Here is a 19,414-nt window from a genome sequence, read left to right as displayed (position 1 = left end):
AATACTTGAAAAGGTAGAGGCCGCTCTCTACCAAGCTAAAACAACCGGAAGGAATAAGGTAATATGCGCTTAAGCCGTGTGTAAAAAACAACACAACATTAAGAAAAATTTACACTCTCTATTTTACTCAACTTGCCCCGCCAGAACCTAACGCCCTCCAAAAAAACAACAAACTTAATAAAAACAATAATTTATAAAAAATAAATACGAAAAACCTACTTGGCACGAATAAAGCATATATTAGACTAACGGATAACAAGAGTCGTAATGTGAAGTCAGGAAGGCTTTTGAAATGGAGAGTCCATATTACGAAATAGCGAGCTTTGATGGAAGACGATTGTCACGATATATGGATTGCGTCATCCACGGAAAATGGAATTTACTCAGCACCGCTTAAGGAAATTGTTTTACGTTGCATTACTCATCGATGATGCGGTTGGGTTGGAATAAAACCAGCAAACTGAGCAGGATGCAGCAACCTTGGTTAATACGGAAAATAACTAAGATTGTCAGTACCCTCATCGAAAGTTTCGACATTGATGTCGCATGCTACGAAGGAATGTTGCCTATTTGGACTGGTTGAAGAATGTGTGTTACTTCAGCCGGACCATAACGAGGACATTGATAAAGTCATCGATTTTATCAATGAGTTGTCATCAGACGACTACCCTCTCCCCACCAAGACCCATCCCGGTCTTTACACAACTCTGATTTTTGCCCGCCTTTGGCGGGTATTTTTTTGCCTGCTCGAAAAAACGAGAGCGAGTTCATGCTATTATGTACGCTCTTTGCAGTATCCTCTATTTAGGTTAACTACTTTGCAGCCTTCTTCGTCTTCTCCTGTCGTATTTAGAATGTTGTTCTGCGCCATGCTTGCCACCTCGGTAGGACAAAGTGTAATGCTAGCGACGCTGCCATCAATGGGCCGGCAAGCGAATTTATCTGAATTTCATATAGCGACAATCATGTCGAGCTCGGCACTTATTTTTGCTATAGGTACAAATGTGTGGAGCAGAGTAGCGCGACGTGTTGGGTTCAAGCGTACATTGCTTATAGGTCTGGCAGGCTATAGCGCGGGAACGTTTGCTTTTGCGAGTGCGTGGATGGCTGGATTTTCAGGCATTATCAGCGGAATTAGTTTATTTTTAGCATTACTCATAAGCCGAAGCTTGCAGTCTACCATTATGTCGGCTACGCCACCGTCTGCAGTTGGCTATGCTGTGGCAATTAGTGCCCCAGCACTGCGCGTTAGTGCAATTAGTAAAGTAACATCTGCCAGCAATGTGGGTCAGATCATAGGGCCGGCCTACGCAGGCTTGCTAGTTGGATTTGGTCTTTTGGCCCCACTTTATAGCATAGTGGTGCTTACTCTATTGGCATTTGCCCTCGTACTTTATAAATTACCGGTTTTACCGCCGCAAAACTCCACTGAACAAAAAGTGACTACGGTCGCTTTAGAAGATAAGCCAACCCGCGTTCCCTTTGTATTTGTAGCAAGCTGTGTATGCGTATTTGCAGCTATGGCAATGATGCAGCAAACCATGGGCTTTTTCTTTATCGATTTTTATGGGAAAAGCCCTGTAGAAGCCGCTCGCTTAGTTGGGTTTGCAATGATGATGAGTGCAGTCACGTCATTAACCGCTCAGTTCACCATTGTGCAAAGGGCGCGATTGAGTACAGAAATCATGATGTCCTTAGCCCTTCCTTTATTGTCCCTAGGCTATCTTATTTTGTATTTTCAACAGAGTTTTGCTGTTTCATATATAGGCATGGCTGTTATGGGCGTGGGTATGGGCATGGCGTATCCCTCACTTGCTGCAGCAGCGACAACCTATTGCTCGCCGTCGCAACAGTCATCAATTACCGGTTTAATCACCGCAACAACGGCAATGGGATACATTGTAGGCCCACCACTTGCTGCAACACTCTATCAAGTTAACATTGCGTTGCCATTTGCAGCGGCCAGTATATTAATGGCAATTATTTCATGCGTCATTTTAATAACGCTTCGCAGAATAAGGCAGTCAGCAGCCCATTAAGCACGTTACTTTTTTAACGTCACCTTAGAGAATATTGACTCAATTATGTGTTTAGCGAAATAAAGTTAAATAAGTGTGGAACCTTTTCTTAACTTTGCCCTCTTACTTATACATGAAGTCGTTGAGTGTTCGGTTTTATGTAGTGTGTGTTTTCCAAGTGATATTGTGTTTTTAAGGGGCGTTTCGCCCCTTTTTCTTTTCTACCTTTCCTTTTTTATCCTCTCTCTTTTTTTTCTATTTTTTAGCGCTTTTTAAAAAGTCGAATTAAATCGGGTTTATCGTTCGCATTTTGCAGAAGTCACCAAAACATGCCGTATTTCCCCTTCTGTCCAACGAATTCATTTGGGCGGCGAAGCGCTTCGTACATTTCCGTCAACATACATAAACCCGATGCCGTTGAAATTATATGGGAAACAAAAGCAACTTTGCCTGAAGTTGTGGCTTCGCTTTCGTGGTACGAAGGCTTACCTGCAGTATGGATAGCCTGTGAATTCAGCGATATGCGAAATATAAGACGCTGGCTGAAAGACGAGAAAAAACTGCCTCACGAACAGCTTTATATCAGCAGCTACTGGAAAAAAGGCCGTAGTGAAGATCAGCACAAAAAAGAAAAGCGGCAAGATAGCGAAGCGTTTATTAATAGTTTAAGCGAAGCGTTTATTAATAGTTTAGGCGAAGCGTTTGTAAATAGTTTAAAAGCAGGGTAAGCGAGCACTCGCTGTTCATGCAGAATTTTCAGGCGCTTGTAATTACTGCACGAAATAGAGTGCGACACTTAACCCAAAGCTAACAATAGTCAACAATTTCAGAAACTTACATATTGGACTGTGAATTGCACCTTTATTATTGAGTAAGCATCTCAGGTCGACTCCAAAGGCCAACAAATGCTTTTTATTCATTATGACAAGGAGAAAACATTATGAACAGTGATCGTATCGAAGGTAATTGGAAGGAAATGAAAGGTAAAGTGCAGCAGAAATGGGGCAAACTTACCGACGACGACCTAGATAAAATTGATGGCCGCAGAGAAGAATTAATTGGTAAGGTTCAGCAGGCATACGGCAAAAATCGCGATGAAGCAGAGCGCGAAGTCGATAGCTATTTAAACTAGTTAGCTACCTGAACTAGTTAGCTACCTGAACTAGTTAGCTACCTGAATTAATAGTCATCTTAATTAGATGGCTATGTAGATTAGTGAGAAATTTGGCAATTAATCTACGCATCCACCTTTTCACACATTGTATTTCACATAGCATTGATGAAAAGGTGGGTCTTTTATTTGTTTTTACCGTCTTCAGAGGCGCTCATGCCTCTTTCCCACCACGGAAAAGAAAAGTCGATATTGTCTGGATCTTGCGTCTTCGCGTATTTCATGCGAACCGAACTCCAAAATGCCGCTTTAAATATCGGGTCGTAGATAACGAACTCACCTTTCTCGCGGTATTGCTCAAAAAGCTGCTGGTATGCGCCAACGGGAGTGAGCGGATTATCTTGCTGAAAAACAACATCACCGCCATAAGCCTCGTAAAGTGCTTTAGACACTTTCCAGCTTTTAGCCATGCTTTGCGCTAGGGCCATACGGTAACGCTCAAGCTCTTCTTCAGGGTACTCCCCTGCATTGTCTAAATCGACAGTCCACAGCTTTATGACGGAATAGGCAGACTGAATTTCACTGTCTTCTGGGGTAATTTCATTTTTCTGTGCAAAATCAGCTAAAACCGATTCAGTGATCTTGCTACCTAAAGCACGCTGGGCAAGTAGGTGGCGTACTTCCTTTTCAGACTTGTCCGTTAGCATCGATTGGAAACGCTCTACGTCTGCCTCAGAAGGCTGCAGCTCACTATTTGTGATTGATTGATTAAATAGTCGTGCAATGATTTCATTTGCTGCTTGGGGAGTATTCATGCCAAGACAAAAAACGATAGCTGCAAACAGCACCATTGGGATAACTTCTGAACGAGTCACTTTTTCTGCTTTCCTAATTTCCGATATTGAGAGTGAGCACACATCGATTAGATGCGCTGTTAGGCACTACACCCCAGCACACAAGACACATCTAGTTATATTTATTAGAATTTTCCGTTGTCTTGCGGAATGACAAATTTTGAGGCTTATACTTTAGTTTATTTACTCCTAAACTTCCACTTTTCCACGCAAAGATTTTTTCGCACCTCGTAATTTTTTTGCGTCGACTCTTCGCGCTTTCGCGGCGCGGCTCACTCGCGTGGGCTTTCTTGGTTTTTGCTTAATCGTCGCTGCTTTTATCCACCCTATCAGTCGAGTAATCGCATCTTCTCTATTTTGTTCCTGCGTTCTGTAATTTTGTGCCTTCAATACAAGAACGCCGTCGGTAGTGATTCGCTTGTCTTTTGCAGACAGCAAAGACTCTTTAAGAGCATCCGGCAGCGATGATGCCCGTATATCAAAGCGCAAATGAATAGCACTGCTTACTTTATTCACATTTTGACCACCCGCGCCTTGTGCACGAATAGCCTGCATCTCTATTTCGCTTTCATCAATTGATATTGACGACGTTATTTTCCGTTCCATTGACCTTCCTATAACCTACTTAGCGGGCTTCTTAACGTTATTTGTAATGAGCGTTTAGCCGCTTTCTTTTTTTCATCAATACGCATTTCTCAAACCATACATTTCTCAAACGCTATGTCCTTTCACACGAACACGCGATTACGTTATTGACGCTGTTTCAAGAAACCTATACGTTTATTTCTCTATTTTATGTTGGAACACTTATGTTCATTGCGTTGCTTATTATTGTTTTTATTCTTGCCCTACTTGTTTGGTTCACCACTAGCATTGATAAAAAAATTGAACAAAATTTCTTTGCAACAGGCAAGCTGACTCCCGTAGAGGGTGGCACAATTCACTGGCAAATGCAGGGAAGTGGTCCCGCGCTGGTACTTATTCATGGTCTGTTAGGCAATAGTGCTAATTTCTCGAAGCTCGCATCAATATTAGCAACTCGCTACACCGTTTACAGTATTGATAGGCCAGGAAATGGGTTTTCTATCCGCGCAAAGTCCACATCAGCGTCATTTGAAAAGCAAAGCAGCATGATACGTGAATGGATGGACAAAGTCGGTATTGATAATGCCTATCTTGTTGGTCACTCTATGGGTGGCGGAATTGCACTGCGCATGGCGATTGATGCCTCAGAGCGCATTAATGCTGTATCGCTGCTGTGTCCACTTACCACAAAGTTACTCAAAGGCGCAGGTCCGCTTTCCATTCTTTACATTCCTAATAACTTTCTACGTAAAAGCATATCTAAAACTATCGCTAGCCCATTTAGAGTAAAATTTGGCAGCAAACAAATATCGCAGATTTTTCACCCTGAAGCAGTCCCAAAAAGTTTTGCAAAACATGGAGGTGGAGCGCTGGCTCTGCATTCAAAGTCTTTTTACGAGGGGAGCCGCGATACTGTGGCAGCGCAAGGTAGCTTAGGTCGTCAGCACTCAGCTTACGCTAACATAACCTGCCCCGTTGGCGTGTTATATGGCGAACAAGACGCTATCTTAGCGCCTGACATGCATATACACCCGGTAAAAAGCACTATCGCAGGTTCTGTATCAGAAATAATTGGAGACGCAGGGCATATGATCCCCGTAACGCAGCCTCAGCGTTGCGCTGACTTTATTTTTACTATTAACGACAAGCATGCGCAAAATATTAGTGCATCGTAGTTTTTTGCAGCGCCGAGCCATCACCCTGTTTATGTTTTGATAAAATGGGCGAAAATTGCTCTTCCGCATCGCTTTGCTTTAACGAACGAAGGTAGTCGGATATACGCTCTAGTCCGTCATATTGCGAACACGTATCCGATGGAGTTGATCCAAACGCCATATTATAACTGTAAAACCATGAGTGTATTTGTTCAGTGTTTCCTTTTGACATGGCACTGAGTAAATAATACATACGGATAAATGACAGCTGCTTTCTGTAAGCTGGTGCGCTGTTTTCGAATCCATTCAAGGTATTCTTTGCCAGGGTTTGCGTAGAAATTCCCAGTATTTCAGAAACCTGCGTAACATCTAGGCCTAGTTCTTGAGTTGCCCACGTGAACGCTTTTGTCACCACATTAGTGGGGAGCGGCGTTTTGCTCATGTTCTTACCTCACTTCTAATCGGCATTAGTGTTCTAATCTTCGTTATTCCCCAGCAGTGCTGCCAAAATCGAGCCAGATTGCGTATATAAACATCTGCCCATTATTAAACTTTATTAACACGAGTGACGTTTAAACAGTCTTATATCTAAAGACTTCTTTTTCAGAGTCGCTTTTTAACCGCTTAGCAGTGACATGATTGGTTAAGTCGCGACTGGCGAGTCGTTAGTCAGATTAAATTCTAAAAAAAAGAACGAACTGTCGAATTTTTAGAAATTTTCATTCTTAGGCTTAGACTATATGCTGTATTCAAATTGATAGATGGACGCACTATGAACACGAGATGGCCGCGAATTATTTTACTTATCCACTGGGTTACCGCATTGGCAGTGGCTGGCATGTTCGCGTCTGGGCTGTGGATGGTCGACCTTACCTACTATAGCGACTGGTACAAAACAGCGCCCCACTGGCACAAAAGCGCAGGCCTCATTCTTTTAGCGTTAACTCTAGCCCGTATAGTATTTCGCCTAGTTAGCACTCGACCAGCTGCACATGGCAATCGGTTTGAAAAGCGCGCAAGTAAAGCCGGGCATCTTTTTTTGTATGCGCTGCTGTTAAGTATGTTCACCTCTGGCTACCTAATTTCAACTGCAGACGGGCGAGCCATCGACGTTTTTAACTGGTTTGCAGTGCCTGCTCTTGGTGAACTCATTGAGAACCAAGAGGATATCGCGGGCGACGTCCATTTCTATTTAGCATGGACACTGATTGTTACTGCCTCACTGCACGCAGTAGCAGCGCTGAAACACCATTTTTTCAATAAAGACGACACGCTGAAGCAGATGTTACGGCTTCGCTAAAATTCAACGAAAGGAGATACTATGAAGAAGTTAACACTGGCACTAGCAGCCGCATTATCGATGAGCTCTGTTCAAGCAGCTGATTACGTAATCGATAGCAAGGGCGCACACGCGTCAATCAACTTTAAAATTCAGCATTTAGGCTATTCATGGCTTACCGGTCGCTTCAATGACTTTGAAGGTACCTTTAGCTATGATGACGAAAAGCCAAGTGATGCGAATATAATGGTAAACATTACCACCGACAGCATCGATTCAAATCACGCTGAACGAGACAAGCATTTAAAAGGCGACGACTTTTTGGACGTTGATGAATACCCTTCAGCAAAATTTGTAAGCACTAAAATTGTTGAAAAAGGCGACGGTATGATGGACGTGATGGGCGACTTTACGTTTCATGGTGTCACTAAACCTATTACTATTAATGCGAAAAAGATTGGCGAAGGTAAAGATCCGTGGGGCGGCTATCGCGCTGGGTTCATGGGAACGACGGTTATTGCACTGAAAGACTTCGGTATTGATTACGACCTAGGTCCAGCGTCACAAACTGTAGAACTAGAGCTGCACGTGGAAGGCGTTAAGCAATAAGCACAAAGTAAGCTTGCGATAAGTGAGCAACAAGCAGAATAAACAGCCCGCGTACCGGTTTGATGCTGTAGCAACAGCCGGTATGCGGGCTTTCTGTTATTTGAGAAAGATAAAGCCTTAATGAAGCTTAAGTTTTGGGCTCATGGCGTGGCTTAATTTTTTAACTAACAGCTTGAGCACCCCTTTCACCTTTCCGTGAACGGCAAACTGGTGCATATTATACAGCGACACATACACTAGCTTAGCCAATCGGCCTTTATAAACATACTGCCGTTTGACAACGAGCCCATCAAACTGCCCACCGTGCTGTATTTACTCAAATGCACTAGCGAACCGTAGTCCTGATAAACAAAAGGTTTTGTTGTTTTGCTATTAACTACGGCACAAATATTATGAGCTACAATATCTGCCATCTGGTGCGCAGACTGCGCCCGAGGCGGAACCCACTTTCCGTTATCCTGCTTAAAACCACAGCAATCTCCCAGCACCCAAATCGTTTTTTCTGTGGTGCTTCGAAGCTGCTCATCAACAAGAATTTGATTCGCTTTATTGGTTTCAAACAGCCCTATGCTGGTAACAAAATCCGGCGCTTTAACCCCTGCCGCCCACACCATTAAATTCGCGTCGATACGGGAACCGTCTTTGGTGATAAGCCCATCGCAATCTGCCTCTGCTACCGTTGTTTGTTCTTCAATAACAACGCCTAAGTCGTTTAATGCCTCACGAGCCGTATTGGCAATGCGCGTCGGCAGTGCGGGAAGTATGCGTTCTCCAGCCTCGATAATAGTAATCTTAAGTCTCGAAGCGGACATGTCCGGCATGCCGTAGGCCTTTGACAGATTGGCCATATGGTGAAGCTGCGCCGCTAGCTCTGTGCCTGTAGCACCAGCGCCCACAATGGCAACGTTAATATGCGCGTTTTTATCTAAATTCGAAACTTCTTGCTGGTTAATGCGAATAAGTTGATTTAACAGGGCGCGATGAAAGCGCTCGGCTTGCGCCAAAGAATCAAGCAGATAGCAGTGTTTTGCCACACCTGGCGTACCAAAGTCATTGCTTACGCTACCAATAGCCATTACTAGCTGATCATATTCAACTTGGCGCTTGGGAAGGACTTCATGCCCCTCTTCATCTATGAGGGGTGAGAGTGTGAGTGTTTTTGCCGCGGCATCTATTGAGCACATTTCTCCAAGCTGGAAGCGATAATGATGTGATGCTGCGTGAATGGCGTAATCTACCCCGTCAGAGTGCTTATCAATAACACCTGCGGCCACTTCATGTAGCAGCGGCTTCCAGACATGGGTTCTGCTTCTATCTACTAGCGTAATATCAGCTTTATTTTTGCTGCCCAGTTTGCGACTTAAACGACTGGCTAATTCAAGTCCACCTGCGCCGCCTCCCACTAAGACTATTTTCTGCATGCGTGTTTACCTATAAAAATCATTCCACCTATAAACACTGATGCAATACTTTATAGGTGGCGTGACTTATCTGGCGCAAGCAGCACATCTACAGACTACCCCTATCACGTTGTGCCTACAAGTGATGTTGGTTAGCCCGTTGAGTGCGCGGTCGTTACAAGAAAGTGTACATTCTTTATAAGAACAAATACTTTTCTTAGTAGCCCTTTTTGGACAGCTATCTCTAGTAACCCGGTCTAGTCACCCGTTCTGATCATCTCGCATAGCAACCTTACATAGCAACCGCACTTAATCACTGTATTTAGAAGCCGTATTTAGCTACTAAATGAACTACTTTGAATAATAGCCTTACATCGTAAATGTGGCGCTTAGCATAAAGTTACGTGGGCGCCCTGGAAAGTAACGTGCACCGGTGAACGAGGTAAAATCCGCTCGTTCAGCATAGGTTTCATCAAGCAGGTTATTAATGCGGGCATATAACGTCATATTGTCAGACACGGCATAACTTGCCCGCGCATGAAATAGATTGTGGCCTTCATATTCATTGGCATTTTCTGGGTCAGTAAAATAGCTCGCAACATGTTGCCACTCTAGCTGTGTTTCTATGGCGTCGGTTAGCGAATATTGCAGTCGAGTGTTTGTAAGCCAGTCTGGCGCAGTATCCATATCGTTGCCTTTAATATTGACCTCTCCAGATAGCTGGTCGTGCTCATAGGTATGCGCAGAATAGGAGCCCGCAAAATCGATCCTTAAGCGGGAGTTGATAGCATAATTAAAAGTAAGCTCAACGCCTCTGTGCCAGGTTTCTCCGTTGCTAACGTTAAAGAAATCGCTATCGCGATAAATTACGTTGTCTTTCTCTAAGCTATATAGAGACAGTACATAGCTGCCGTCAGCCAGTTCGCCCCGTATACCAACTTCTATGTTGGTGGCGTCCACCGCGTCTAAATCAGTCACTTGTTGCGCTCGTTGTAAGCGGTAAAGCTCTGTGGCTTGAGGGGCTCGATAACCTTTGGCTATGCCGCCATAAAAACGTGTGGTGTCAGATAAAGCGTATTGCATCGACAGTTTTGGGCTAAAGTTATCAAAGTCGTTTTTGCCGCTTTCAGGCCGACTATAGCGACATCCACCAAATCCGCACTCAGAACCGTCCTCTGTCAGTCTCCCCACATTCATATTATTGGTGTAGTCGTATCGCATACTCTCGAATCGACCGCCAATGGAAATATCCCATGCGCCTTGCTGCAAATTAACGGCAAAAAACGGCGCTAACAGCGTTGCGTCCACGTTGTAATCGTAATGCTTCCCTTGGGGGACAGTTTCAACGAGAAACGCCGAGCCTACAGTTTCACTATCTTGCGATTGAATGAGTTCACCTTGGGTATATTCAGCATCTAAACCAACATCAATATTTAACGAAGGGCTCATAATGTAATTGTATTGCGTTAGCACACCTACGCCTTCTTGCGCGTTTTGCTCAAGTGGTTTACCCGGCAGAAAATGCATTCTAAAGTCCATAGACTGATCGCGCACGTAAGGCGTAATTGACAGTGCACTGTTGTTATCAAATAGCCAATCAACTTTGCTCCAAATGCGTAAGCTTCTCGCCTTTCTAAACGCTTCTGGGTTTGGATTACTCTGCGCTACCTGCTTATCTTTATAGCTTTCAAAACCGGTTATATAGCCTGCCGTTTCCTGATCGAGATTGGTGTACGTTACACCGCTTGTTATCGACACATTGTTGAAATCAGCTCTATGGCGAATATTCACTTTTTCTTGATCAACGCCCTCATCGTTTCGATAACCCGTATCTCTGGTGATGCTAGCATTTATGCCTATTCCGCTATCACCGAAGTCTTTACCTTGCCTTAATTTAACGCGATGAAATCCGTAGGAGCCATAGTCAAAGCCTACAACTCCGCCCCCTCTGGTGGTATCAGGCGTCACAACGTTAATTACGCCGTGAATCGCATTGGAACCATACAGCGCAGAGGCCGGCCCTTTTATTACATCAATATGCTGAGCCATTTCGCCATGGGCCTCAAAGAGCTCGTTGATATTACAAAAGCCAGCAGCACGTAAGGGGATCCCGTCTTCTGCCGCTAGAATTCCGCCGCAGGCACCAGCGCCGGTAAGTACAGGAGAGCGCAATGCGGGTAAATACTCTTGGCCATTGCCTCGCTGTACGCCAGCCCCGGCTATGTAATTAAGGGATTCCTGAATATGTTGGAAAGATAACAGATCTAAAGTGTCTTCAGTGATTGAGGAGACGATATAGCCAACATTGTTTTCGTTACCCGCAATACGCGACGAAGTGGTTTCGATACGCTCAATATTGTCGCTATTTTCTGCAGCTGAAACAGTTAATGGAACGGCGGTTAGCGACAGTGTGGTAAGGGAAAGTGTGATGTACGACAATGAAAATAACGGCTTAAACGTCATTAATAATCCTTTGAATAATAAGGGCGTGCTCTAGTTTGCGGTGACTTTTTGCAGTCGCGTTTGCTCGCAATAGTTTTTTCAGATGTTAAGGCGCACTGAACTTTGCTATTTTTTTGATAAACGCCTACTTTTCGCAAGCGCATTCAGCCAATCTCGATAAACCTGCCGTGCAGTTATACTGATGCAAGAATACGGATGCATAAATAAAAATCTAAACCGCATGATAGCGTTACTATACGGTATTGTTGTCATTACAATAAAACCATTACGTTAAACGCTCATAAAAGTAAGACAGATCTGGCTTTCACACACGTTTAAGTACGATGAGCATGTATTTTCACAATTCAATCAGCAATAGCTATGTAGGAAGAATGTATTGAACACGCTAATCCCAAGTCTCTCCCAACTCATAGAGTTCGCAGTTGCCCCCGTTTTTTTACTCACGGGAATTGCAGGCTTTTTAAACGTAATGTCTTCTCGGCTAGGGCGAATTTCAGATAGGGTTCGTGTTGCAGAAAGACAAATTCATACGCTATCCGACCCGCATATTGTAGATAGGTCTAAGCGCGAGATTAAAGTACTGTGGAGAAGAGTAAAAGTGATCAATTGGGCCATCGGCCTTTGCGTTACCTCGGGCCTTCTCGTGTGCTCTGTCATCATGGCTTTATTTGCAGGCTCGCTGTGGGTAGTCGATTTAAAAACACCGGTGATAGTGCTTTTTATTCTTGCCATGATCTTTTTGATAATTGCGCTAATCGTGTTTTTAATCGAAGTTAAATTGGCCACCACTACCATCAACATGGTGCGAACTATTCGCTGATGGCCCATCATAGCTAAACCAATACTTACTTTGCTAGAGCGCGCTTGCTCTTAAAGCGCTCTAGCAGTGAAATATTATTGGCCTTTCGATAGCTCGTCTAACACAGAAAAAAGCACATTTGCCCCAATTCGCGACACTTCTGTATCGTATTTACTTTCCACATTAACACCTTCTTGCCCACCGGCTAAATCGCTGATGGCGCGAATAATCACCCAGTCCACATCATTGATAGTGCACACTTGGCCAATAGCCGCTGATTCCATTTCGGTGACTTCTGCACTAAACACGTCCCGCGTCCATTTTCTGTACTCTCGATTGTCTAAAAATACCGAGCCCGTAACACCGTTCCCTCCCACGAAAAGAGTAGCATCACGGTCGTCTAGCACGCGCTGTGTTGGCATGGTTGCCATGGCAGCCTGTGCAGCGTTGAGTAAGCGCTCAGTTGCGCTAAAATAGGCCGTATCCATCGGTTCGTCCATGCCTTCTTTTACAATAAGCACCTCATCGGGGTGAATAAACTGAAATGGCTTATAATGAGGTAAATGTGGATCATTAACCCGACGTGCCTCTTGCTTTTTCACAAATGCCTCATAATACTCGGGAAGAATATACTCGCCCGGTGCACTGGGGTCTTCATTGGTATATACGCTCTCGTCATGGTAATACCAACGTGCCGGCACAATGACATCCCCGGGTTGCCACTTTGGGTTAACTGCTCCGGCAATTCCCATGAACACCACCTGTTTTACGGGGAAATAGTCTAGCGCCATTTGCATAGACAACGCCGCATTGGCAATACTCATACCCGTGGCAAACACAAGTATAGGCTGGTCGTGATACGTACCTAAACGATACGTTATCCCCTTGATATTCGTTGTGGTGTGAATATTTGCGTTTGGATCTTGCTCAATACGATTCAAAATCCCCTGCATCTCAGGGGCATAAGCCACGGTAATAGCGGTGAATGACGGCGATTCAAACACTTTAGGCCCATAGGCAGTCGTGCTTGAGGTGTCAATATCAATGGTTGATGTGCAGCCGGATAGCCACAGCGAGCTAAAGGTGAAAATAAGTACGAGGATGTGTTTTTTCATGAAAGGGTTATGTCGATATCAGTGATTGAGATACTTTAACCTATCACTTTATTAAGCTAAAAAAACCTCCAAACAGGCGATTTAAATCATTTTCAATTCACGTAAGCAAACGGGACATAAATAAACAGCACACAAACCGCAGGTTTCGCTGCGACTTGTGTACCATGAAAACAAAATGGCGCTTAGAAGCGGTGGTTAACCTGTACGCTAAGAATATGCGCAGTGGCAGATTGAGCGCCCACAAACGTAGACGTTAATGTGCCTTGCTCATTTAGCGCTCGCGTTTTATTGATATTCGCTTCTCGACCATTGATGTAAACATAGGCGCCATCAATCGACGTATTTTCACTAAACGCATACGTAAAGCCACCTGAAACCCAATGGCGATCGGTATCTGGAATACTAAGTGAACGGTTTTCTATCGTAACCACACCATCGTCGTAGGCATAACCTGCGCGTAGGGTAAGCTCATCGCTGAATAAATACGTAACACCAACAGATGCGCGCAACGAGTCATCAAAGTTTTCTTGTTTGATCAAAAAGTCAGAACCATCGCTTAAATTAGCTTCTAGCTTTTCAAAGGTGCTCCAGTCGGTGAACGTTAAACTGGCCTGTACCGACCACTGATTGTCTAGCTTTTGGTTTACTGCCAACTCCGTGATAGCTGCTAAATTCAAATCTAGGCTACCAGGTTGATTTAACAAAGGCGTAATTTGTGAACTTACGTCGCCACTCAACGTTAATTCAGTTTCAGCGCGATAAGACAACGCGATATTCGTCATGTCTGTTGGCTGCCAAAAAGCACCTACATTCCATCCGAAGCCCCAATCTTCACCTTCCAACTTAAAAATAGAGGTTGTTGCAGGCACTTGCGTTTGCAGTGCATTGCTCAGTATTGGCGCTAAACTATTAGAGATTGCTGAGCTTATTTCTGCATCTGCAAAAGTTGCGTTAATACCCGCTCCTACCATCAACTGCTCATTCACTTTGTAGGAAACGGCAGGGTTAATGGTAATTGAGCGCACTTCTGCTGCATCGGCAAAGTGCAGTGCATCAAAGTCATCGTTATAGTCAGAGCGTAACCCATAAGTAGTGAATACGCCCACGCCAGCAGCCCATTCATCGTTGATAGGCGTTGTATAGAAAATACTTGGGACAATGGCGGTATCGGCAATATCTTGATTCGACGCATCAGCAGTGCCAATGGTCTGTCCGCCGACGGCGTAGCTTACATCACCGCTAATATCGACACTTGGTGCAATAACGCTAATTGAGCTACTAAATTGTGACTGTGTAAACACGCCAATTGCCGCAGGGTTTGTGGCTAAAATAGAGGCGTTTTCGGGCGTTGCGGCTTGGCCTGCCATTGCGCGACCTAGACCATTAGCACTGTGCTCGTTAACCTGAAAACCAGCTGATAAAGCTGAAGAAGAAGCGAATGTTGTTAACGCTAGGCATACCGAGGCACGAAGAGAGAGCTGTTGCTTCATAAAATACTCATTTGAAGAAAAAATTGCAGCGCGCATTCTACGTACAGGAACACATTTGTTCAACAAAGCTAAATACTATTCACGCACTTTTATCATCATTTTTACAATTTTAACGACACGTTCGCCGAATTTACAACCCAAAATGAAAACTGGACGTAAATAGAAAGCTCCCTTTTTGTTAACGCTGAAATATAACTAAAGCGCTCTGCACACTTCTATCAGCTAAATTAAATGGATGTAAATCGACCTGCACCTGTGCTTATTATTCGTATTTTTGCTGCTTGTGTTTGAATGAATAGCCCCCACCCTTCTTAAATGCCAAAACCGAACAACAGTTTCTCCTTAAGGGAACTGATGGTTCACACTATAAGGAGGTAACCATGGCTACCTACAAATCAATATCACTTGTTCAGCGTCCTGATGACAAAAAAATAGGGCCACATCTTTTTGAAACCAAAGAATTAGACATTCCAGAGGTGAAAGACGGGCAAATACTGATAAAGCAGACCCACATGTCTCTCGACCCGGCAATGCTTGGCTGGATGAGTGAGGATAGAGAGAGTTACATTCCACCAGTAGAGCTTGGCGAGGTAATGCGCTCAAGCGGCGTGGGTGAAGTAGTAGAGTCTAAACACCCTAACTTCTCGGTAGGCGACAAAGTAATGGGCATGACTGGCTGGCAAGAATACGTATTAAGCGATGGCTCAGGGTTTAACAAGCTACAGTCTGGTGTAACAGAAGAAATGGCACTGTGTGTATTTGCATTACCAGGGCTGACTGCAACAACAGGCTTGTATAACTTTGGCCACCCGAAAGAAGGTGAAACTATTGTAGTCACAGGCGCTGCGGGCTCGGTAGGGTCTATGGTAGGTCAGTTAGCAAAAGCGGATGGCTTACGTGTTATCGGTGTAGTGGGAAGCGATGAAAAAGCGGATTGGATCGTCAACGAATTAGGTTTTGACGGCGCAATAAACTATAAAACTGATAATATTGAATCTAAGCTGGCTGAACTAACACCTGACAAGGTTGACGTGTACTTTGAAAATACAGGTGGACCTATTCAGCACCACGTGTTCAATAGAATGAATGCACATGGGCGAATAGTGGTGTGTGGCATGATTGCTGACTACCAGGCTGACCAACCTTCACTAGGTCCAAATTGGATCCCACTTATCAAAAAGCGTATTACCATTCGCGGTTTTGCTATGCCCGATCACTGGGGCGAACTACCTCAACTGCTTGAAAAGCTCACACCTTACGTACAGCAAGGCAAAATAAAGTATCGCGCGCACGCCATCGATGGACTAGAAAACGCCGAAAAAGGTTTGAACATGCTGTTTGAAGGCAAAAATACAGGCAAGATGATTGTAAAACTGTAGAACGTTTATGGTCTGCGTTTATCAATAACACTGTACACTACACACCATGGTTTGAGGCCTTTAACACGGCGTAAACTGTGATGTGCTTTGCCAAGCTTCACCGATTAAAGCGCAGCAAGTTCATAACAGGCCTTACCCTTATCTTTCGCTTTATACAGCGCTTTATCTGCAACATCAATAAGGCTATCTATTGATGCATCGCCAGGCGTATCGGTAATCACTGCACCGACAGAGCAACTTATAAATGGATGTGACGCATTTGGTGCGTGAGCTAGGTTCGTCTCCTCCCAGCCCTGCAAGATTTTTTGGCAACTTTGCTTAAGTTGCTCTTCATTAACGTCGCTAAGCACAACCACAAACTCCTCTCCACCATAGCGGCCAATGATATCGGTTTTACGCTTAAATATGCCTCGCAATATAGAGGATTGTTGACGTATCGCTTCATCGCCCTGCTGATGACCAAAGTGATCGTTGTAGGCTTTGAAATTATCTAAATCTAACATGATAACTGCCAATGACACTTTGTGACGCTTTGCATAGGCCAGCAGATTTTCGCTTTGATTGCGCAAAGCACGCCTATTGAGTAAATCTGATAAGGGGTCGAACTTACTGAGCTTGGTAAGGCGATCATTGGTTTTTTTCAGTAACGTTAGGCTTCTGTCTAAGCGATATTTTGCGTAGGAGCACGTAAACAAAGAGGCAGCGACAAACCCAACAGAAATAGGCATACGATCGCCATAAGCGGGTGCTAGCCACATTACAACAATAAAGCCAATTACATTTATTACTGCACTAGTAATGGCAAAACGAAAAGGAATGCCTAAAGCAAATACACAGTAAAACGCATATAAAATCGTTCCCTCATAGGGAAAAGCAAATTGATATTCCTGCCAGCAAACCCAAATTACCCAGTAATTAGAGTACGTCAGCGCCACGAGTACAGTGGTAAATATATAGGCTCGATAGTGAGAAAAGTGACGCCAAAATGAAAGTACTATAGCGATAAGAATAATCGGTATTTGAATAAATAGACGGTCGTAGAGGTAAACTTGATGCAAAGCGCTTGGCAACAGCAAAAAATCTGCAACCATAAAACACGCAACAATGAGTGCCCCAATGAGTAAGGCTATCCGAAGGCGAACTAACTCTTTTGCTGTATTAACCTGCAAGGAAAACACCTCCGTGTTTTACATGTGATCATTTTTATAATAAGAGCTATTAGTCTAGCGCAAGAACATCCATTCATCCTAAGATCATGATAGGTTTAGCTTCAATAAACTATTCCGTAAGCCATCAATAGTAATGGGTTTAGTAACAATGTCGTTCATTCCCGCTTCTTTAAACGCAATATGTCGTTCCTGAAAAGCTTCAGCAGTTAACCCCACAATGGGTATTTCACTGAGCGGCCCCGATAGCTTTCTTATACGGCGAGTGGCTTCTATACCGTCCATCACCGGCATATGAACATCCATAAATACCATGTCGATACCGCCTTCTTCCACCCTATCAACGGCAAACATGCCGTTTTCTACGTGAGTAACGCTGCAGTTAAGCTGCTCTAACAAGGCTTTTGCCACGACCGCGTTAATCGCGTTGTCTTCGGCTAAAAGTACATTAATCCCTTTGCGAAGTAGCGCTGCACCGTGGCCATTTGCATTTGAGCCGCTGTCAATGATGTCCACCTTCAGGCGGCTTTTCACCATGGCGGTGACCAAGAAGTTTGACCCCTCACCCACTTTACTCATTACCTTAATATCGCCGCCTAATAATTCAGAAAGCTGTTTGGCGATGGAAAGTCCTAAGCCGGTGCCGCCATACTGACGAGTGATAGACGAATCTGACTGGGTAAATTTATCAAATATGTGGGCTAACCGGTCTTGCTCTATGCCTATTCCAGTGTCTTTTACCGATATAATAAGCTTATTATCTTGAGTGTCTTTTTCAGAAGGCTTTTGTAGCTTTGCAGATATCGTTACCGTGCCTTCGCGAGTAAACTTAATCGCATTGCTCACTAGGTTAATGACAATTTGGCGCAGCTTAGTAATGTCGCTAGTCACTACAACATTATCGAGATTTTTACTTGAGTAAATCAATCGTGAGCCATTTGCACTGGCATTGGTACCAAGTAAGGTGATGAGGTCGCTCAGCATCTCTGCAAGGTCGAACTCGGCCATGTCTAATTCTGACATTCCAGACTCAATTTTTGAAAGGTCCAATACATCATTAATCACGTTCGCCAAAATAGACGCCGACGCTTTCAAATCGGCAGAGTATTTTCGCTGTTTGTCGTCAAGCGGAGTGTCTAGCAATAACGTCGCAAGGCCATGTATACCGTTTAATGGCGTTCTTATTTCATGGCTCATTACCGCAAGAAAGTCGGTTTTTGCACGATTGGCTTGCTGCGCCTGTTCAACATAATCAGCGATTTCCGCAGACATCGCTTCTACATCTCTAGCTAAGCTACCTAGCTCGTCTTTTTGCTTGACGTTAATATTTACCTGTTTGTGATCAATCGCTATTCTGCTTGCGGCATCCCTTATTTTTTCGACGGGCGCAATGACAAAATATTGAGTCACTTTCCCCAATACAAAGCTTACTAGCGTAACGGCAAATACTGTCACCAGTATGGTCAACCATGCTATTTTCGACAGCGATGCTTGCAGCGCTTCGGCAGGCTGAATTGCGGTAAGCTTCCAATTCCAAGGGGAAAATTTAGTGCAGGCAAATAAGATATCTTGGCCGTCGAACTGAGACTCACCAAAAGCCAATTTGAAATCGCTCACAGTAATAACCGATGCACTGCTGGTATCTGGAATACGTTGATCTTTTAAAGTTGTGTAAAGAGTTTGCCGGGTGCTGTCGTCGCTAATTAAGAAGTGACGCCCAGTTCGTGTATATAAATCATCGAGCTCTTCAAACACTTCTTTCTGATAAGCCGTTCTAAACACGGGGACATTCTCAAGGCCTGAGTCTATTAATAGCGCTCTGCGATCCTTTACAATCTCCATCACATTGAAAGCCAACGTTTGAGTAAGTAGCTGGTATTCGCGCTCTCTCACAGATTCGTAAGCAATTAAATAGGCCCAATAACCAGTTAACGCCATACCAATAAAGAGTATTGGTATGTAAATGGCTAGTAATTTTGATTTTATTCGCAT

At 44.0% G+C, this 19,414-nt stretch carries 16 protein-coding genes and 1 pseudogene; 8 read left to right on the top strand and 9 right to left on the bottom strand.

The annotated features are described in order from the left end of the window. Positions 1-539: 539 nt before the first annotated feature. The 3 genes from V7R39_RS11715 (at position 540) to V7R39_RS11705 (ending at position 3,150) form a co-directional block, all read left to right on the top strand. Positions 540-2,039 carry an MFS transporter gene (locus tag V7R39_RS11715; RefSeq protein ID WP_334030838.1) on the top strand — a complete coding sequence of 500 codons (1,500 nt, stop codon included), beginning with the start codon at positions 540-542 and terminating at the stop codon, positions 2,037-2,039. 308 nt (positions 2,040-2,347) lie between these two features. Then, positions 2,348-2,746, top strand: coding sequence for a siderophore-interacting protein (locus V7R39_RS11710; protein WP_334030836.1), 399 nt, complete (start codon positions 2,348-2,350; stop codon positions 2,744-2,746). A gap of 212 nt (positions 2,747-2,958) precedes the next feature. Beyond that, a complete protein-coding gene (locus V7R39_RS11705) occupies positions 2,959-3,150 on the top strand; it encodes a CsbD family protein (RefSeq protein ID WP_032097668.1) in 192 nt (63 codons plus the stop codon). 164 nt (positions 3,151-3,314) lie between these two features. Here V7R39_RS11705 and V7R39_RS11700 read toward each other — a convergent pair whose 3' ends face one another. Both V7R39_RS11700 and arfB read right to left on the bottom strand, forming a co-directional pair. Continuing rightward, entirely contained in the window at positions 3,315-4,046 is a 732-nt protein-coding gene (locus V7R39_RS11700) for a SurA N-terminal domain-containing protein (RefSeq protein ID WP_334030835.1), read from the bottom strand. 126 nt (positions 4,047-4,172) lie between these two features. Further along, positions 4,173-4,589 (bottom strand): alternative ribosome rescue aminoacyl-tRNA hydrolase ArfB, encoded by a 417-nt coding sequence (gene arfB, locus V7R39_RS11695; RefSeq protein ID WP_032097666.1) that lies wholly within the window; start codon positions 4,587-4,589, stop codon positions 4,173-4,175. A 203-nt stretch (positions 4,590-4,792) separates the two neighbouring features. Here arfB and V7R39_RS11690 point away from each other — a divergent pair, with 203 nt between their 5' ends. After that, a complete protein-coding gene (locus V7R39_RS11690) occupies positions 4,793-5,743 on the top strand; it encodes an alpha/beta fold hydrolase (protein ID WP_334030834.1) in 951 nt (316 codons plus the stop codon). Here the strand turns inward: V7R39_RS11690 and V7R39_RS11685 are convergent. Beyond that, positions 5,730-6,164 (bottom strand): hypothetical protein, encoded by a 435-nt coding sequence (locus V7R39_RS11685; protein WP_334030833.1) that lies wholly within the window; start codon positions 6,162-6,164, stop codon positions 5,730-5,732. The genes V7R39_RS11690 and V7R39_RS11685 overlap by 14 nt on opposite strands. A 330-nt stretch (positions 6,165-6,494) precedes the next feature. Here V7R39_RS11685 and V7R39_RS11680 point away from each other — a divergent pair, with 330 nt between their 5' ends. Further along, positions 6,495-7,022 carry a cytochrome b gene (locus V7R39_RS11680; protein WP_334030832.1) on the top strand — a complete coding sequence of 176 codons (528 nt, stop codon included), beginning with the start codon at positions 6,495-6,497 and terminating at the stop codon, positions 7,020-7,022. 21 nt (positions 7,023-7,043) lie between these two features. Beyond that, on the top strand, positions 7,044-7,610 hold the full coding sequence (locus V7R39_RS11675) for a YceI family protein (RefSeq protein WP_287010367.1): 567 nt from the start codon (positions 7,044-7,046) through the stop codon (positions 7,608-7,610). A 117-nt stretch (positions 7,611-7,727) separates the two neighbouring features. Here the strand turns inward: V7R39_RS11675 and V7R39_RS11670 are convergent. Further along, a pseudogene (locus V7R39_RS11670) lies at positions 7,728-9,031 on the bottom strand (NAD(P)/FAD-dependent oxidoreductase). 348 nt (positions 9,032-9,379) lie between these two features. Next, positions 9,380-11,473: a TonB-dependent receptor gene (locus tag V7R39_RS11665; protein ID WP_334030831.1), complete on the bottom strand. Its 2,094-nt coding sequence runs from the start codon at positions 11,471-11,473 to the stop codon at positions 9,380-9,382. A 376-nt stretch (positions 11,474-11,849) separates the two neighbouring features. On the opposite strand from V7R39_RS11665, the gene V7R39_RS11660 reads away from it, so the two are divergent. Next, positions 11,850-12,293 carry a DUF2721 domain-containing protein gene (locus V7R39_RS11660; protein ID WP_334030829.1) on the top strand — a complete coding sequence of 148 codons (444 nt, stop codon included), beginning with the start codon at positions 11,850-11,852 and terminating at the stop codon, positions 12,291-12,293. Between the two features lie 74 nt (positions 12,294-12,367). On the opposite strand, the gene V7R39_RS11655 is transcribed toward V7R39_RS11660, so the two are convergent. Both V7R39_RS11655 and V7R39_RS11650 read right to left on the bottom strand, forming a co-directional pair. Further along, complete coding sequence (locus V7R39_RS11655; protein WP_334030828.1) at positions 12,368-13,387, bottom strand: 5'-methylthioadenosine/S-adenosylhomocysteine nucleosidase; 1,020 nt, start codon at positions 13,385-13,387, stop codon at positions 12,368-12,370. A 182-nt stretch (positions 13,388-13,569) separates the two neighbouring features. After that, positions 13,570-14,877, bottom strand: coding sequence for an OmpP1/FadL family transporter (locus tag V7R39_RS11650; protein WP_334030827.1), 1,308 nt, complete (start codon positions 14,875-14,877; stop codon positions 13,570-13,572). A 380-nt stretch (positions 14,878-15,257) separates the two neighbouring features. Between V7R39_RS11650 and V7R39_RS11645 the strand changes: the two genes are divergently transcribed. Further along, entirely contained in the window at positions 15,258-16,256 is a 999-nt protein-coding gene (locus V7R39_RS11645; protein WP_334030825.1) for an NADP-dependent oxidoreductase, read from the top strand. A gap of 104 nt (positions 16,257-16,360) precedes the next feature. Here V7R39_RS11645 and V7R39_RS11640 read toward each other — a convergent pair whose 3' ends face one another. Together V7R39_RS11640 and V7R39_RS11635 are read right to left on the bottom strand one after the other, a co-directional pair. Continuing rightward, positions 16,361-17,425, bottom strand: a complete 1,065-nt coding sequence (locus V7R39_RS11640; protein ID WP_438823538.1) for a GGDEF domain-containing protein — start codon at positions 17,423-17,425, stop codon at positions 16,361-16,363. Positions 17,426-17,509: 84 nt separating this feature from the next. Then, entirely contained in the window at positions 17,510-19,414 is a 1,905-nt protein-coding gene (locus V7R39_RS11635; RefSeq protein ID WP_334030822.1) for an ATP-binding protein, read from the bottom strand.

The sequence above is a fragment of the Alteromonas sp. P256 genome, from assembly GCF_036864455.1.
GTDB lineage: Bacteria > Pseudomonadota > Gammaproteobacteria > Enterobacterales > Alteromonadaceae > Alteromonas.
Note: the sequence above shows the minus strand (reverse complement) of the source record. Positions and strands in the feature narration are given on the sequence as shown.

Coding starts and splice junctions, on each gene's coding strand:
- V7R39_RS11650 (WP_334030827.1), bottom strand. CDS start 14,877: ATGAAGCAACAGCTCTCTCTTCGTGCCTCGGTATGCCTAGCGTTAACA.
- V7R39_RS11685 (WP_334030833.1), bottom strand. CDS start 6,164: ATGAGCAAAACGCCGCTCCCCACTAATGTGGTGACAAAAGCGTTCACG.
- V7R39_RS11690 (WP_334030834.1), top strand. CDS start 4,793: ATGTTCATTGCGTTGCTTATTATTGTTTTTATTCTTGCCCTACTTGTT.
- V7R39_RS11645 (WP_334030825.1), top strand. CDS start 15,258: ATGGCTACCTACAAATCAATATCACTTGTTCAGCGTCCTGATGACAAA.
- V7R39_RS11680 (WP_334030832.1), top strand. CDS start 6,495: ATGAACACGAGATGGCCGCGAATTATTTTACTTATCCACTGGGTTACC.
- arfB (WP_032097666.1), bottom strand. CDS start 4,589: ATGGAACGGAAAATAACGTCGTCAATATCAATTGATGAAAGCGAAATA.
- V7R39_RS11675 (WP_287010367.1), top strand. CDS start 7,044: ATGAAGAAGTTAACACTGGCACTAGCAGCCGCATTATCGATGAGCTCT.
- V7R39_RS11705 (WP_032097668.1), top strand. CDS start 2,959: ATGAACAGTGATCGTATCGAAGGTAATTGGAAGGAAATGAAAGGTAAA.
- V7R39_RS11665 (WP_334030831.1), bottom strand. CDS start 11,473: ATGACGTTTAAGCCGTTATTTTCATTGTCGTACATCACACTTTCCCTT.
- V7R39_RS11655 (WP_334030828.1), bottom strand. CDS start 13,387: ATGAAAAAACACATCCTCGTACTTATTTTCACCTTTAGCTCGCTGTGG.
- V7R39_RS11715 (WP_334030838.1), top strand. CDS start 540: ATGTCGCATGCTACGAAGGAATGTTGCCTATTTGGACTGGTTGAAGAA.
- V7R39_RS11635 (WP_334030822.1), bottom strand. CDS start 19,414: ATGCGAATAAAATCAAAATTACTAGCCATTTACATACCAATACTCTTT.
- V7R39_RS11710 (WP_334030836.1), top strand. CDS start 2,348: ATGCCGTATTTCCCCTTCTGTCCAACGAATTCATTTGGGCGGCGAAGC.